The sequence below is a fragment of the Streptomyces sp. NPDC059002 genome (assembly GCF_042740435.1).
In the GTDB taxonomy this organism is placed as follows: domain Bacteria; phylum Actinomycetota; class Actinomycetes; order Streptomycetales; family Streptomycetaceae; genus Streptomyces.
This window is the reverse complement of record NZ_JBHYJI010000052.1, coordinates 54,504-69,384: the sequence shown is the minus strand read 5'-3', so window position 1 is coordinate 69,384 and position 14,881 is coordinate 54,504. Positions and strand designations below refer to the sequence as shown.

The window sequence follows — 14,881 nt, the reverse complement described above, 5'->3', positions numbered from 1 at the left end:
CCGAGGGCGCGGCTGCCCGGGCGCGCGGACGAGGCGGCACCGCCGCGGCGGCGGCCGCGTGTCGATCGCCGCCTAGGCGCCGCCCGGCCGCCCCCCCCCCCCCCCGCCACAGGGTGGCGCGCAGCGGGACGTCCCGCGTGAGGTCGAAGCCGCGCGCGGCCTCGGCGGCGAGCAGCCCCGGCAGTTCGTCGGGGGCCGCGTCGCCGACGGTCGGCGCGAGGACCGGCGCCGGGTCCGCCAGGATCCGCTGGCGGGGTCTGCCGTCGGGGCCTGTGGGGAAGACGGTGCGCAGGCTCGCGTGCCGCTCGGCCACATCGGCGAGGGCCCGGCCGAGCGCCGTGCGGTCGAGCGGTCCGGACAGCCGCAGGGCCAGCGGCATGTTGTAGGTGGCGCCCGGGCCCTCCAGCTGCTCGATGAACCACAGGCGGCGCTGCGCGTACGACAGCGGGAGCGGGTCGGGCTGGGCGGCCGGGGCCAGTTGCGGCCTCGCCCGCTCCGCGCGGGACAGGCCCGCGCCGAGCGCGGCGACCGTCGGCGTCTCGAAGAGGGCCCGCATCTCCAGTTCCAGGCCGAGCGCCGAGCGCACCCGGCCCGCGAGGCGCGTGGCCGTCAGGGAGTGTCCGCCGAGGTCGAAGAAGCTGTCGTCGATGCCGACGCGGTCGACGCCGAGGACGTCGGCGAAGAGGCCGCACAGGGCCGCCTCCAGCGGGGTGCGGGGCTCCCGGCCCGGCGCCGGTGCCCCGAAGTCGGGGGCGGGCAGGGCCGCGCGGTCGAGCTTGCCGTTCGCGGTGATCGGCAGGGCGTCCACCACGACGACGGCCGCGGGCACCATGTAGTCCGGCAGCTGTCCGGCCAGGGCGGAGCGCAGGGCGCGGGGGTCGGGGGCGGCGGATCCGGGCGCTCCCGCGGGCACCACGTACGCGACGAGCCGCTTGTCCACGCCGTCCTGCCGCCGCCCGCCAGGAGTCTCCTCCGCGGCGCCGAACTCCCGGACGAGGGCCACCACTTGACCGACCTGCGGGTGGCGCCTGAGTGCCGACTCCACCTCGCCGAGCTCGATGCGGAAGCCGCGGATCTTGACCTGGTCGTCGGCGCGCTCCAGGTAGTCGAGCGTGCCGTCGTGGCGCCAGCGGGCGATGTCTCCCGTGCGGTACATGCGCTCACCGGGCGCCCCGAAGGGGTCGGCCACGAACCGCTCGGCGCTGAGCGCGGGACGCCCCCAGTAGCCGCGGGCGACACCCGCGCCCGCCACGTACAGCTCGCCCGCGACGCCGATCGGCACGGGGCGCAGCAGGGCGTCGAGGACGTGGGTGCGGGTGTGGTCCATGGGGCGCCCGATCGGCACGGCGTCGGGCACCGGGTCGTGCGCGGTGAACGGGATGTGGGTGGCGAAGGCGGTGGTCTCCGTCGGCCCGTAGGTGGAGCGGATCACCAGGCCGGGGCAGGCCCGCTGGAGCGCGCGGATCGCGTCGGCCGAGACGACGTCGCCGCCCGTGGAGATCTCCCGCACCCCGGCGAAGATGTGCGGCGCCTCCTGCGCGAGCACCCGGAAAAGACCGGCGGTGGCGTGGAAGTTGGTGGCCTTGTGGTCGGCGACGAGCCGTCCGACGCGCTCCGCCGTGGGCGGCTCCACGGGCGCCACGACGACCCGGCCGCCGCGCAGCAGGGGCACCCAGAGTTCGTACGTCGACGCGTCGAAGGCGTGGTTGGCGTGGAAGACCACGCACGCGGCGACGTCGTCGTCCCAGCACCGGTCGAGCGCGAAGGCCGCCACGTTGGCGTGCGTGGTCGCCACGCCCTTGGGGCGCCCCGTGGACCCGGAGGTGAACATCACGTAGGCGAGGGCGTCACCGGGCACATCCGCGTCCGCGTGGGCTTCCGCGGCAGCCGCTCCGTCCGGCGTCGCCGTGCCGGAGCCCACCTCGATCACGGTCAACCCGCCGCCGGCCGCCGGGTGTTCCGCCGTCGACGCGTCGACCAGCAGGACGCGGGACCCCGTGTCGTCGAGGATCTGGTGGATGCGCTCCACCGGGTGGCCCCGGTGCAGCGGCACGTACGCCGCGCCCGCCTTCAGGGTCGCGAGGATCGCCACCACCAGGTGGGCCGAGCGTTCCATCAGGATCGCGACGAGGTCGCCGGGGGCCACTCCCTGCGCGGTGAGGTGCCGGGCGAGGCGGTCGGCACGGGTGTTCAGCTCCGCGTACGTCAGGGTCGTCCCGGCGTCGACGAGGGCGATCGCGTCCGCGTGGCGGGCCGCCCGGCGTGCGAAGAGCCGGGCGAGGTTCTCCGTGGGCGGGGGCGGGCCCGTGGTGGTGTCGCGCCAGGCCGCGAGGAGCCGTCGTTCGGTGTCGTCGAGGACGTCGACGCGGGCCACCGGCTCGTCGGGGGTGCGGGCGAGCGCGTCGAGGAAGGCGGTGAAGCGGTCGCGGTGCCGGGCCAGGTCGGCCTCGTCGTACACGGCGGGGTTGGCCTCCAGTTCGAGGAGTACTCCCCCTTCGGCGTCCTGGGTGCCGACGGCGACGACCGACAGATCCTTGACCGGCCCGGTCATGACCTGGTGGCGGGTGGCGCGCAGGCCCGCGAAGGCCGGTTCCTCCGCGTAGGCGACGGTGTTGACGGACGGGCCGTACAGCTCCTGCGACGCGCCCGACAGGCCGAGTTCCGCACGGAGTTCCTCGCCGCGGTGGCGCTGGTGCCTGATCGCCTCACTGACCTTGCCGCGGGTCTGGGCGACGAGGCGGGAGAACGTCGTCGTGGCGTCGAGGGCGAGGCGCAGCGGGAGCACGTTGACCGCCATGGAGGGGGTCGTGGCGGCGGCCCCTCCGGCGCGGGCCGCGAGCGGCAGTCCGACGACGACCTCGCGGGCGCCGCCGATCCGGTGCAGATAGGCGGCGGTGGCGGCGACGACGAGCAGCGACCAGCGGCCCGCCGCGTCCGGCACCGCGTCGAGCAGCCCGCTCACCCGCCCGGCGGGCAGTCGTACGGCGCTGCGCAGGACCCGCGCGGAGGGTGCGGCGGTGCGTCCGGCGAGCGTGACGGGCGCGGGCGCGTCGGCGAACTCCCGTACCCAGTAGGCGCGGTCGCGTTCGTGGCGCGGCGAGGCGCGGTACTCCGCGTCCTCGTCGAGGAGCCGGTCCAGCGGGTCGAAGGGGCTTGCCCCCGGGTCACGGCCCGCGACGAGCGCGCCGTAGAGGTCGCCGAGGCGGCGCAGGTAGAGGCTCTGGCCGTATCCGTCGAGGGCGATGTGGTGGTAGCGCAGCTGGAGCCAGGCCAGGTCGTCCGCGAGCCTGAGCAGGGTGTGCGCGGCGAGCGGTCCGCGGGCCAGGTCCATGGGGGCGGCGAGGTCGGCGTCGGTCCATGCGCGGGCGGCGGCCGCGGGCTCGGGCTCGGCCCGCAGGTCGAGGACGGCCAGCGGTTCCTCGGGCACGTCCGCGATCCGCACGCGCAGTTCGTCCTCGTACGCCAGGAACCGGGCGCGCAGCGTCTCGGTCTCGGCCATCGCGCGCCGTACGGCCTCGCGCAGCAGCGGTACGTCGAGGCCGGGGCCTTCGAGGGCGATGCGGACGCCGCAGTGGTACAGGGTGCTCGCGGGGTCCAGTTGATGGGCCAGCCAGACGCCTTGCTGCGCGGCGCTTGCGGCTCGGTACGCGTTCGGGTCCGACACCCCGTCAGTCTCGAAGTCCCGGGTATGCGGGCCCTATTGGTGTGTTATCGCGGGATGGCGGGTGATGTCGGCATACGGAGCGGCCCGGGAGCGGCGCCGCCGAAGGGGGTTGGCGGCACCGCCCCCGGGCCACTCGGACCGGGAGCCTGCGGGGGATGGTCAGGCGTCCCGGCGTCGGAGGAGTGTGCGACCGCCGATGAAGGTCACCAGGGTCCACACCAGAAGGACGATCAGGGCGGTGCCGGAGCTGTAGGGCTCGGTGTCCTGGGTCATCAGGACGACGCCCGCGTTGCCGGGCATGTAGTCGGCCGCGTCCTTGAGCCAGTCCACACCGACGACCGACATGATCTGCGGCACCGCGAGCAGCATCATGATCACGGTGGTGATGGTGCCGGCCGCGCTGCGCATCATCGTGCCGAGGCCGACGGTGAACAGGGCGAGCAGCGCGAGGTAGGCGCCGGTGCCGAGGGCCGTCTTGGCGAACTCGCCGCCGGTGAACTCGCCGTAGTCGCCCATCAGCGGGGCGGCGACGAGGGTGCCGAGCGCACTGAACACCATGCCGGTGACGAAGGCGACGCCGGTGACGATCGTCGACTTGGCGAAGAACATCCGCTTGCGGACCGGCACGCTCTGCAGGGTGGTCAGGATGGACCGGCTCGCGTACTCGCTGGTGATGGCCAGCGTGGCGAGCATGACGGTGGTCAGCTGCACGAGCAGCACGGCGTCGGTGGCCGCGTGCGGTGCCGGTTCGGCGACGCTGACGCCGTTCTTCGCGCTCGCCTCGGCGGACATGCCGACGATCGCGGAGAAGCCCATCATCAGGACGACGGCGGCGAGGAGGTTCCACCAGGTGGAGCGGACCGTCCAGAGCTTGGTCCACTCGAACGCGAGCGCGCCGCGCAGGCCGCCGCCCTTGAGTTCGGTCCTGCCCTTGGTCCGGTCGCTGGGAATGACTGTCGCAGTCATGGCTTTCGGGCTTCCTATCGCTTCGCGTCCGACGGTTCCTGGGTGATGCCGGCCGCCTCGTACTCGACGCTGGCCGCCGTGAGCTCCATGTAGGCCTGCTCCAACGACGCGTTGCGCTGGCTGAGTTCGTAGATCGGCAGGCCCAGGCGGTGCGCGGTGGCGCCGATGTCCTCCAGCGAACCGCCGGTCACCAGAAGGGCGTTGCCCTCGGGGTGTTCCTTGGCGTTCAGGCCCGTGCGCAGGAGTTCCTTCTGCAGCACGTCGCGGTGCGTGGTGACGACCTTCATCGAGTTCATCGAGGATCCGGAGATGACCTCGTCGATGGGCGCGTCGGCGATGAGCTTGCCGCGGCCGATGACGACGAGGTGGTCCGCGGTGTCCTGCATCTCGCTCATCAGGTGGCTCGACACGAAGACCGTGCGGCCCTCCGCGGCGAGCGAGCGGATGAACTCGCGGACCCAGCGCACCCCGTCGGGGTCGAGGCCGTTGACGGGCTCGTCGAAGAGCAGCACCTTCGGGTCGCCGATGAGGGCGACCGCGATGCCCAGGCGCTGGCCCATGCCGAGCGAGAACGAGCCGATGCGCTTGTTCTTCACCTCGCTCAGGCCGACGATGTCGAGGACCTCGGCGACCCGCTTGGCGGGGATGCCGTTGCTCCTGGCCAGGCCCAGGAGGTGGTGGTAGGCGGTACGGCCGGGGTGGCCGGCCTTGGCGTCCAGGAGCGCTCCGACCTCGCTGAGCGGGTGTCGCAACGCGCTGTACGGCTTGCCGTTGATGAGCGCCTGTCCCGATGTGGGTTCGTCGAGGCCCAGGATCATGCGCATGGTCGTCGACTTGCCGGCGCCGTTGGGGCCGAGGAAGCCGGTGACCTTGCCGGGCTTGATCTCCAGGGACAGGTCGTTAACAGCGGCCTTGTCGCCGTACCGCTTGGTCACGCCGTTCAACGTGATCATGGTGGTTGTGCTCCTTCCCTTGCAGCACCACGACCGTAGGACTCGGGCCGCGCCCGCCACATCTGGCGTTCGGCACCGATGGGACTGACCTTCGGCAGTGCTCGCGTCATACGAGTGGGGGGGGCTCCGCGAGGACGCGGGAACGACGAAGGGCGAGGAGGTGGGGTGCCTCCTCGCCCTTCGTCGCCGCTCACTCCGCCCAGTCGGGCGCCGGCCCGGTGCGCGGGGTGAGGTGGACCGGCAGACTGCTCATGCCGGAAAGGAAGTTCGAGTAGATGTGCCGTTCGTCCCCGGCCTGCTCGACCTCGCCCACGAAGGTGCGCAGGCCGTCGAGCATGGCGGTGATCTCCACCCGGCCGAGATGGGCCCCCAGACAGAAGTGCGGGCCGTACCCGAGGGTGAGGTGCTTGTTGGGGCTCCGGCCGAGGTCGAAGCGGTAGGGATCGTCGAAGACGTCCTCGTCGCGGTTGGCCGCGTTGAACCAGAGCGTCACCAGATCGCCCTCGGCGATGGTGCGCCCGCGCAGCTCGACGTCCGCGGTGGCCACCCGCCCGAAGTGCATGGTGGGTGTCGTCCAGCGCAGCACTTCCTCGCCCGCGCTCGCCATCGTCACGTCGCCGCTCTTGAGCGTCCGCCACTGGTCGGGCCGTTGGATCATGGCGTGCACGGCGCCGATCATCGAGAGCCTGCTGGTCTCGTCGCCGCCCATGATCAGGCTGTAGCAGTTCAGGACGATGTCGTCCTCGTGCAGCAGCTCCCCGCCCACCGGGCGGGTCGCGAGCAGACTGATGACGTCGTCGCCCGGGTTCGCCCTGCGCTGCCGCGTCAGGTCGTGGAAGTACAGGAGCAGTTCACCGCGGGCGAGCCGGTCCTCGCCCTTGTTCTCGTTCGCGTAGTCCGAGGCGAGCGCGGACTTGGTGAGGGTGAGGATGTACTCGCGGTCGGCCTCGGGCACCGAGAGCAGGTCACAGATGGTGGCCAGCGGGATGTGCGAGGCGATGTCCTGGGCGAAGTCGACCTTGCCGCGCTCCAGCGCCTCCTCCAGGAGGCGCCGGGTGGTGCTGCGCACCCGCTGCGCGACGCCCGCGAGCGCGCGCGGCGAGAACGCCTGCATCAGCACCGTGCGCAGCTCCTTGTGGCGCTGCCCGTCGGTGACCGCGAGCATCCGGCCCGCGCCCGAGTCACCGCCGTGCAGCATCGTGGCGAGCACGTTGCCCTTCTCGGAGGTGAAGCGGGCGGGGTCGCGGAGCACCGCGGACACGTCGGCGTGCCGGGTCAGCACCCAGAACCCCGGGGTGCTCGCGGTGCCCGGGTGCCAGTGGACCGGGTCGTCCCTGCGCAAGGCCGCCCAGACCTCGTCCATGCCGGGAGCGAGGTGACTGGTGGGGTCGACCAGGTCGGGGACGGCCGGCAGGGCCTCGGTCACTTGCTCCCGTCCATGGCGTCGACGAGGCTCTTGGGCCGCATGTCGGTCCAGTTCTGCTCGATGTAGTCGAGGCAGTCCTTGCGGGCGGCCTCGCCGTACACGGACCGCCAGCCCTCGGGCACGTCGACGAAGACCGGCCACAGGGAGTGCTGGTTCTCGTCGTTCACGAGGACCAGGTACTGGGCGTCGTCGTTCTCGAAGGGGTTGGTCATGGCGCGTGTTCCTTTCCGGGGTGGGCGATTGCGGACGGCAGGGGGATCACGGGTTCTTGCGGCCGATGCCGACGACGGCGCGGCGCGGAACGGTGATCCGCCAGGCGTCACTCTCCTCGTCGAAGCCTAGTTCGGCCTCCAGGAGGCCGCCCTTGGCGTCCTCGTAACGGAAGATGGACTGGGCCGTCTTCGCGGTCCACCGGTAGGCGTCCGCTTCTTCCCGGTCCTTGAGGAGCTTGGTCAGGCCGTACATGTTGAGCAGGTACTTGCCGATTTCCAGCTCCGCGGCTTCCGGCGTTGCTCCGGTCGCCGTGTACGGGTCGTCGATCTCGAGAACGTCGCACGAATCGAATCCGGCCTTTTCCAGATAGCCGGTGATCTCGTCCCAGGTGAAGTGCAGGAATTTATGACCGGTTTCCGAGTACGGATCGGTGACCTGCTCGAACCAGGTGTCGACGGGCGAGCCGACGAGGAAGTCGTGCAGCACGAACGTGCCGCCGGGCCGCAGCATGCGGGCCGCCTCGGTGGCGACGGCCTGCCGGTCGGACGGCGGCACGTGGTGCGAGCCGTAGGCCAGCAGCACGGCGTCGACCGAGTTGTCCTTGAGCAGCGGGCGCTCCGCGCGCTGCAGCAGCGCGGGCTTGCGGGCCGCCCACGCCGCCGAGATCATGTGGGGCGAGGCGTCGCAGGTCAGAATGTTGAAGTCGGTGATGCCCAGCTCTTCGCAGACGGTGCGGATGAGACCGTCACCGCCGAGCAGGTCGACGAGGTAGCGCTCACCGGTGTGCGGCGCGGAGCCGCCGGCGAAGCCGAGGAGCTTCTTGATGCCGGTGGCGCGTGCCTGGGTGTTGATGGCCTGGGCGTGGAGGTACTCGATGCCGCGGCCACCGGCTTCGTCGCTGCCGAAGTCGTCGTGCTGGACCGGCCGTTCCTGTGTTTCGGCCGAGAAGGACTCCAACCGCTCGCGGTCGACGAGCGCGTGCCACTCCGGGAATTGCCGGTTGAGCTCCTCCAGTTGACCGAGGAGGTTCTCTCCTGTGGGGGCATACCCGCGCGTTGATGCATGCACTGACGAACTCTCCTATGGCCGCGGGGAAGAGGACTGTAGCCCGTACAATAGAAAGCGTCTCTTTTCTTCTGTTATTGATCCGTTTTCCGAGCGGCGTACGGGATTGATAAGAGGCCCATAACGAAGGCCCCTAGCCTCCCCGTTCCATGAAGACATCTCGGCGTCCTGGGCGGCGTCGCGCCGGGCTGCGCGCGCTCCTGCCGTATCTGCGGGTCCACCGGGCGGCACTCGTCCTCGTGGCCGTGCTCTCCCTCCTGGAGACCGGCGGCACGCTGGCCCAGCCACTCCTGACCCGGTCGGTGCTCGACCACATCCAGGCGGAGGAGTCCGTGGCCACCGAGGTGGTCCTGCTCATCGGTGTCCTCACGGCCGTCGCCGTGATCAGCGGTGTGCGCGACTTCATGCTGCAGCGCACCGCGGAGGGCCTGGTGCTCACCACCCGGCGCTGGCTCGTCGCGCATCTGCTGCGGCTGCCGATCGCGGAGTACGACCTGCGGCGCACCGGCGATCTGCTCTCGCGCGTGGGAGCGGACACCACGCTGCTGCGCGCGGTGGTGACCTCGGGTCTCCTGGAGTCCGTGACGAGCGTCGTGATGGTCGTCGGCTCGGCGATCGCCATGGCCGTCCTCGACCTTCCGCTGTTCGCCGCCGCGGTCGGCGGCATCCTCGTCGGCCTGCTCGCCGTCCTCGCGCTCGCCCGGCGGATGCGGTCGGCCTCGCACCGGGCGCAGATGCGCATGGGCGACATGACGGCCTCCGTCGACCGGGCGCTCTCGGCCGTACGCACGATCCGGGCCAGCGGCGCCGAGGAGCGCGAGAGCGCCGTCATCGACAAGGACGCGCAGGCGGCGCACGACGCGGGGCTCGACGTCGGCAGGCTCCAGGCGCTGATCACGCCCATCACCACGACGACCATGCAGGTCGCCTTCCTCGTGGTGCTCGGCGTGGGCGGCGCGCGGGTCGCGGACGGCGCGATGAGCGTGGGCGACCTGGTCGCCTTCGTACTGCTCCTGTTCATGCTGTGGTTCCCGCTCGGCCGGGCCCTGAACGCCTACACCCGGCTGCAGAGCGGCCTCGGCGCGCTGCACCGCATCGAGGAGGTCTTCGACCTGCCGCAGGAGACCGGCGACGAGGAGCGGACCTCGGCGGACGGCAAGGACTACAAGCCGCTGCGCGCCGTCCTCTCGGTCAAGGAGCGCACCGCGCCCGGAGGTTCGGGCGCCGCTGACGCGACGGCCGCGCCCGCCGTCGAGTTCGACGGGGTCGCCTTCTCGTACGCGACGGGCGAGCAGGTCCTGCACGACGTGAGCTTCAGCGTGCCGCGCGGCACCCGTACCGCCCTGGTGGGTCCCTCCGGCGCGGGCAAGTCGACGCTGCTCTCGCTGGTCGAGCGGTTCTACGACGTCACGGGCGGCGCGATCCGCGTGCACGGCCAGGACGTCCGCGACATGCCGCGCGCCGAACTGCGCGCGAAGCTCGGCTATGTGGAGCAGGAGGCCCCGGTCCTCGCGGGCACGCTGCGCAACAACCTCGCGCTCACCGCTCCCGGGGCGACCGAGGACGACATGATCAAGGCGCTGCGCTCGGTCAATCTGCAGGACATCGTCACCCGCACCGAGGACGGGCTCGACGCCCAGGTCGGCGAGGGCGGCGTACTGCTCTCCGGCGGTGAACGCCAACGGCTCGCGCTGGCACGGACGTTCCTCGCCCGGCCGCCGATCATGCTGCTCGACGAGGCGACCAGCAATCTGGACGCCCGCAACGAGGCGGCGATGCGGGACGCGATCAGCTTCGCCTCGGCGGACCGGACGCTCATCGTCGTCGCCCACCGGCTCTCGACGGTCGTCGACAGCGACCAGATCGTGGTGGTCGAGCGGGGCCGGGTCGCGGCCGTCGGCCGGCACGGCGAGCTGACCGGTTCGAGCCCGCTCTACCGCGAGCTCGCCAGCCACCAACTGCTGGTCAACTGACCGTACTTTCCGGCCGCCACCCCCATCGAAAGTACCGCCAAGACATACCGTTCGTGCCTGGTGGCGGCCCCTTCCCTGCTCCTACGGTCGCTCCGGGGCACACAGCCGGGCCGTTCCTCGCGGAGGGAACGGCCCGGCACCACCAGTGCGGAGGGCACCGAAAGCATGGACGAGCGGGTTGAAGCGCACGGCGAAGGACGCGGCGGCACCGCCCCCGCGGCCCCCGCCGCCCCCGCCGTCTCCGTGGCCCCCGCGCCCCCCGCGGGACCGGTGCCCGCCGGGTCCCTGCGGACGGCGCACGGACTCACCGCCGAGCAGGTGGCGGAGCGCATCGCGCAGGGCCGCGTCAATGACGTGCCCGCCCGGCCCGGCCGCACCGTCGCGGGGATCGTCCGCGCCCATCTGTTGACACGCATCAACGCCGTCATCGGCGCCCTCTTCGTGATCGCGGCGATCGTGGGGCCCGTCCAGGACGCCCTGTTCGGCGGCGTGATCCTCGCCAACACCCTGATCGGCGTCGTCCTGGAACTCCGCGCACGGCGCACCCTCGACCGGCTCGCCGTCGTCGGCGACACCACGGTCCGGGTCCGGCGCGACGGCTCCCCCGTCACGCTCGGCGCCGCGGAGATCGTCGTCGACGACACCGTCGACGTGGTGCGGGGCGACCGGATCGTGGCGGACGGCCTGGTCCGCTTCGCCGAGGGCCTTGAGGTCGACGAGTCGCTGCTCACCGGCGAGGCCGACCCCGTCGTCAAGCGGCGCGGCGACACCGTCCTTTCCGGCAGCTTCGTGGTCGCGGGCACCGGCACGTTCACCGCGACCCGCGTGGGCCACGAGGCGTACGCGGCACGGCTCACCGTGGGCGCCCATGCGTTCGGCCCGGTCGATTCCGAGCTGCGGAGCGGCATCGACCGGATCCTGCGGTGCGTCACGCTCGCCGTCGTGCCCGCGGGCATCGCGCTGCTCGTCACCCAGCTGATGGTCGGCGAGGACCTGCCGGAGGCGGTGCGCCGCATGGTGGGCGGCCTCGTCCCGATGGTGCCCGACGGCCTGGTGCTGCTCACCTCGCTGGCCTTCGCGGTCGGCGTGGTCCGGCTCGGCAGGAAGCGGTGCCTGGTCCAGGAGTTGCCGGCCGTCGAGGGCCTGGCCCGCGTCGACACCGTGTGCCTGGACAAGACGGGCACCCTCACCGAACCGTCCATGGACGTCGACGAGGTGCACTCGCTGGATCCTGCCGTGCCCGTCGACGCGGTGCTCGGCGCGCTGGGCGGCGCCGACGCACACCCCGACGCGAACATGCGGGCGGTCATCGCGTCGCGCCCGGTGCCCGCGGAGTGGGTCCGCACGGCGAACGCGCCGTTCTCCTCGGCCCGCCGCTGGAGCGGCGCCACCTTCATCGAGGCGTGCGGCGTCGACTCGACGTGGCTGATCGGCGCGCCCGACGTCCTGCTGCGCCCGGGCCACACGGTCCTCGCGGCCGCCGACACCTATGGCGCGCGAGGGCTGCGCGTGCTGCTGCTCGTCCGCTGCTCGCGGCCGCTCGCCGACCTCCTGCGGGACCCCTCCGCGGTGCCGGACGCGGTGGTGCCCTGCGCGCTCGTCACCATCAGGCAGCGCGTCCGCGAGGAAGTCCCGGGCGCCCTGCGGTACTTCGCCGAGCAGGGCGTCACGACGAAGGTGCTGTCCGGCGACAGCGCGGTCTCCGTCGGCGCGGTCGCCACCGCACTCGACCTGCCGGGCGCCCACCACCCGGTCGACGCCCGCTATCTGCCGGAGGCCCCGGCCGAACTGGCCGATGCCGTCGGGCGCGGCACCGTGTTCGGGCGGGTCGGCCCGCGCCAGAAGCGGGACATGGTCAAGGCGTTGCAGGCCAAGGGGCACACGGTGGCGATGACCGGCGACGGCGTCAACGACGTGCTGGCCGTCGGGGACGCCGACATCGGTGTGGCGCTGGGCTCCGGCTCCCCCGCGACCCGGTCGGCCGCCCGGATCGTGCTGCTCGACAACAGCTTCGCGGCGCTGCCCCCGGTCGTCGCCGAGGGCCGCCGCATCATCGGCAACATCGAGCGCGTCGCCCATCTCTTCCTCACCAAGACCGTCTACTCGGTGCTCCTTGCGATCGCCGTCGTCTGTGCGCGGGCGCCCTATCCGTTCCTGCCCCGGCACATCACGCTGGTCGGCACGCTGACCATCGGCGTCCCCGCGTTCTTCCTCGCGCTCGCGCCGGGCAAGGAGCGTGCGCGGCCGGACTTCGTGGGCCGGGTGCTGCGCTTCGCGGTCCCCGCGGGCACGCTCGCCGCCGTCGCGACATCCGTCGCGTATCTCGCCGCGCGGCGGATGTACGACGGCGACCTGGACGCGCAGACGTCCGCAGCGACGCTCGCGCTGTTCCTCGTCGCGCTGTGGGCGCTCGCCATCATCGCCCGCCCCTACACGTGGTGGCGGATCCTGCTGGTCCTCACGATGGCGGCCGGCTTCGTCCTGGTCCTCGTCGTGCCCCGGCTGCAGGAGTTCTTCCAGCTGCGCCTCGTCGGCGCCGCCGCACCGTGGACCTCGGTCGGCTGCGCGGCGGTCGCGGGACTCGCCCTCGAACTCGTCTGGGCGTACGGCAGGCGCACCCGGGCCGCGGTGCGCACCCTCTGAACCATCTGAAGCAGGAGCGGTCCCCCCGTGCCGCTCCGAAAGGGAAGGGCCGTCCGGCACAGCGCCGGACGGCCCTTCTCCTGTGCGCCCGCTTCCCGCGGGCGCGCGTTCAGTCCTCCTGCGTTCAGTTCTCCTGGCAGGCGCGCCGCACCTGGTCGAGGTAGGGCAGCGCGTCGAGCGTCACGGGGCCGGGCGCCCCGAAGTCGATCAGCGAGGCCACCTCGGTGACGCCCGCGTCCCGCAGGTCGCGGACGAAGTCGGTGCACTTGCCGACGGAGCCGAGCAGCGCCGACGTACGGAAGTAGCGTTCGAAGGCGTAGCTCAGGAGCTTGTCGCCGGAGAAGCGGCCGAGGTCCTGCCAGTGGTCCTTCCACAGGTCCACGGAGGATTCCAGATACTCCAGGAACGGCTCGCGGACCGTCTCGCGGACCGCCTCGTCGCTCTCCCCCACGAAGGTGTGCACCATGACGGTGACCTTGCCGGTGTCGGGGTCGTGGCCCGCCTTCTCGCGCGCCTCGCGGTACGCCTGGATGCGCGGCGCCAGGTCGTCGACGCGCTGGAAGAGCAGTGCGGTCAGGACGTTGAGGCCGAGCGCGCCCGCCTCGGCGAAGCCCGCGGGGTTGGCGGCGCAGGTGAGCCACATGTCCAGGTCGGGCTGCACGGGGCGCGGGTAGGTGCCGACCTCGACGTCGGCGCCCTTGCCGCTGCGCCGCGTGACGGTCTTGCCCGCCCACAGGTCGCGCAGGACCGGCACGTTGTCCATGGTGTACGCGCGGCGGTCCGCGTAGCGGTCGGGCGCGAGCGTGAAGTCGTTGGCGTTCCAGCCGGTGGCCAGGGCCAGGTCGACGCGGCCGCGCGAGAGGTTGTCGACGAACGCCCAGTCCTCGACGACGGTCAGCGGGTCGTGCAGCGGGAGCACCACGCTGCCCGCGCGCAGCCTGAGGCGGCTCGTGCGGGTGGCGAGCGCGGCCGCGGCGAGCGCCGGGTTGGGGTAGGCGCCGCCGAAGGGGTGGAAGTGCCGCTCGGGCAGCCACACCGCGGTGAAGCCGTGCTCGTCGGCGAACCGGGCCGCGTCGAAGAGCAGGTCGTACTCGGCGGGCGGGTCGTCGACCTTGCGGTTGGCGAAGTACAACAGGCTGAAGTCCATGGTCAGTTCACCGTCCCGAAGAACTCGATGACGCGCTTGTTGACCTCTTCGGGCCGCTCCAGATAGCCGTAGTGCCCGCAGTCGGGGACCACGTCGAAGCTCGCGCCGGGTATCGCGTCGGCGACCTCGCGGCACAGCTGCGGCGGGGTGAGCAGGTCGTCCTGGAAGGCGACGACGAGGCAGGGCACGGCGATGTCCCGGTAGGCCGTGAGGCGGTCCTGCTCGGAGTTGAGGCCGAGCTGGGCCCGGTGGCCCGCGCCCGAACGGCGGGTGAGCTCGAAGACGTCCAGCCAGTCGCGCACCTGCTCGGGGTCGTTGAGGGTGCGCGGCGACAGGTTCTGCATCGCCTGGATGGCCGCTTCGTACGCGGCGGGCAGCTGGGCGCCCGAGTCGTACAGCTCGACCTCGGCGCGGCCGAGGGCGGCGCGCAGCACATCGGCGCGGCCGCGCGTCGCGAGCAGGACGGCGCGCTCGACGAGGCCGGGCCTGGCCAGCATCAGCTCCTGGGCGACGCGCGCGCCCAGCGAGGTGCCGACCAGCTTGCAGGGGCCGATGCCGAGCGCCTCGATGAGTCCTGCGGTGTCGCCGACGAGGTCGTCGATGGTGAAGCCCTCGCCGCACTCGTCGGTCGGCGGGATGCCGCGGTTGTCGAAGGTGATCACCCGGTATCCGGCGGCGGTCAGCGCGGGCACCTGGTGCAGGTGCCAGGCGCGGCCGCCGGATCCGCTGCCCATGACGAGCAGCACGGGAGGGGCCGAACTCGGCCCGGAGTCCTCGTAGTTGAGGTTGATGCCGTTCACCTTGACGAGAGGCATGAGGTAGTCCTTCGGG

The 14,881-nt window shown here is 72.3% G+C and carries 10 protein-coding genes; 2 read left to right on the top strand and 8 right to left on the bottom strand.

The window, feature by feature from the left end; all coding sequences use genetic code 11:
- From ACFWZ2_RS33465 to ACFWZ2_RS33440, 6 genes are all read right to left on the bottom strand, one after another.
- On the bottom strand, positions 1–3,664 hold a 3,664-nt coding region (locus ACFWZ2_RS33465), incomplete at its 3' end, for an amino acid adenylation domain-containing protein (protein WP_384552141.1).
- A 159-nt stretch (positions 3,665–3,823) separates the two neighbouring features.
- A complete protein-coding gene (locus ACFWZ2_RS33460) occupies positions 3,824–4,630 on the bottom strand; it encodes an ABC transporter (protein WP_384552139.1) in 807 nt (268 codons plus the stop codon).
- A 14-nt stretch (positions 4,631–4,644) separates the two neighbouring features.
- Positions 4,645–5,583, bottom strand: a complete 939-nt coding sequence (locus ACFWZ2_RS33455) for an ABC transporter ATP-binding protein (RefSeq protein WP_384552137.1) — start codon at positions 5,581–5,583, stop codon at positions 4,645–4,647.
- Positions 5,584–5,773: 190 nt separating this feature from the next.
- Complete coding sequence (locus ACFWZ2_RS33450) at positions 5,774–7,009, bottom strand: cytochrome P450 (RefSeq protein WP_384552136.1); 1,236 nt, start codon at positions 7,007–7,009, stop codon at positions 5,774–5,776.
- Positions 7,006–7,221, bottom strand: a complete 216-nt coding sequence (locus tag ACFWZ2_RS33445) for an MbtH family protein (RefSeq protein ID WP_384552134.1) — start codon at positions 7,219–7,221, stop codon at positions 7,006–7,008. Before ACFWZ2_RS33445 ends, ACFWZ2_RS33450 begins: the two co-directional genes overlap by 4 nt.
- A gap of 46 nt (positions 7,222–7,267) precedes the next feature.
- Positions 7,268–8,290, bottom strand: coding sequence for a class I SAM-dependent methyltransferase (locus ACFWZ2_RS33440; RefSeq protein ID WP_384552132.1), 1,023 nt, complete (start codon positions 8,288–8,290; stop codon positions 7,268–7,270).
- Positions 8,291–8,436: 146 nt separating this feature from the next.
- Here ACFWZ2_RS33440 and ACFWZ2_RS33435 point away from each other — a divergent pair, with 146 nt between their 5' ends.
- Positions 8,437–10,260 carry an ABC transporter ATP-binding protein gene (locus ACFWZ2_RS33435; protein WP_384552130.1) on the top strand — a complete coding sequence of 608 codons (1,824 nt, stop codon included), beginning with the start codon at positions 8,437–8,439 and terminating at the stop codon, positions 10,258–10,260.
- Between the two features lie 165 nt (positions 10,261–10,425).
- Complete coding sequence (locus ACFWZ2_RS33430) at positions 10,426–12,903, top strand: cation-translocating P-type ATPase (protein WP_384552128.1); 2,478 nt, start codon at positions 10,426–10,428, stop codon at positions 12,901–12,903.
- A 124-nt stretch (positions 12,904–13,027) separates the two neighbouring features.
- On the opposite strand, the gene ACFWZ2_RS33425 is transcribed toward ACFWZ2_RS33430, so the two are convergent.
- Together ACFWZ2_RS33425 and ACFWZ2_RS33420 are read right to left on the bottom strand one after the other, a co-directional pair.
- Entirely contained in the window at positions 13,028–14,050 is a 1,023-nt protein-coding gene (locus ACFWZ2_RS33425; RefSeq protein ID WP_384552126.1) for a MupA/Atu3671 family FMN-dependent luciferase-like monooxygenase, read from the bottom strand.
- A gap of 2 nt (positions 14,051–14,052) precedes the next feature.
- Positions 14,053–14,865 carry an alpha/beta fold hydrolase gene (locus tag ACFWZ2_RS33420; protein ID WP_384552124.1) on the bottom strand — a complete coding sequence of 271 codons (813 nt, stop codon included), beginning with the start codon at positions 14,863–14,865 and terminating at the stop codon, positions 14,053–14,055.
- Between the last annotated feature and the right edge of the window lie 16 nt (positions 14,866–14,881).

Excerpts from the sequence above, each read along its gene's own strand:
- ACFWZ2_RS33460 (WP_384552139.1), bottom strand. The coding sequence starts at position 4,630 with ATGACTGCGACAGTCATTCCCAGCGACCGGACCAAGGGCAGGACCGAA.
- ACFWZ2_RS33455 (WP_384552137.1), bottom strand. The coding sequence starts at position 5,583 with ATGATCACGTTGAACGGCGTGACCAAGCGGTACGGCGACAAGGCCGCT.
- ACFWZ2_RS33445 (WP_384552134.1), bottom strand. The coding sequence starts at position 7,221 with ATGACCAACCCCTTCGAGAACGACGACGCCCAGTACCTGGTCCTCGTG.
- ACFWZ2_RS33435 (WP_384552130.1), top strand. The coding sequence starts at position 8,437 with ATGAAGACATCTCGGCGTCCTGGGCGGCGTCGCGCCGGGCTGCGCGCG.
- ACFWZ2_RS33430 (WP_384552128.1), top strand. The coding sequence starts at position 10,426 with ATGGACGAGCGGGTTGAAGCGCACGGCGAAGGACGCGGCGGCACCGCC.
- ACFWZ2_RS33425 (WP_384552126.1), bottom strand. The coding sequence starts at position 14,050 with ATGGACTTCAGCCTGTTGTACTTCGCCAACCGCAAGGTCGACGACCCG.
- ACFWZ2_RS33420 (WP_384552124.1), bottom strand. The coding sequence starts at position 14,865 with ATGCCTCTCGTCAAGGTGAACGGCATCAACCTCAACTACGAGGACTCC.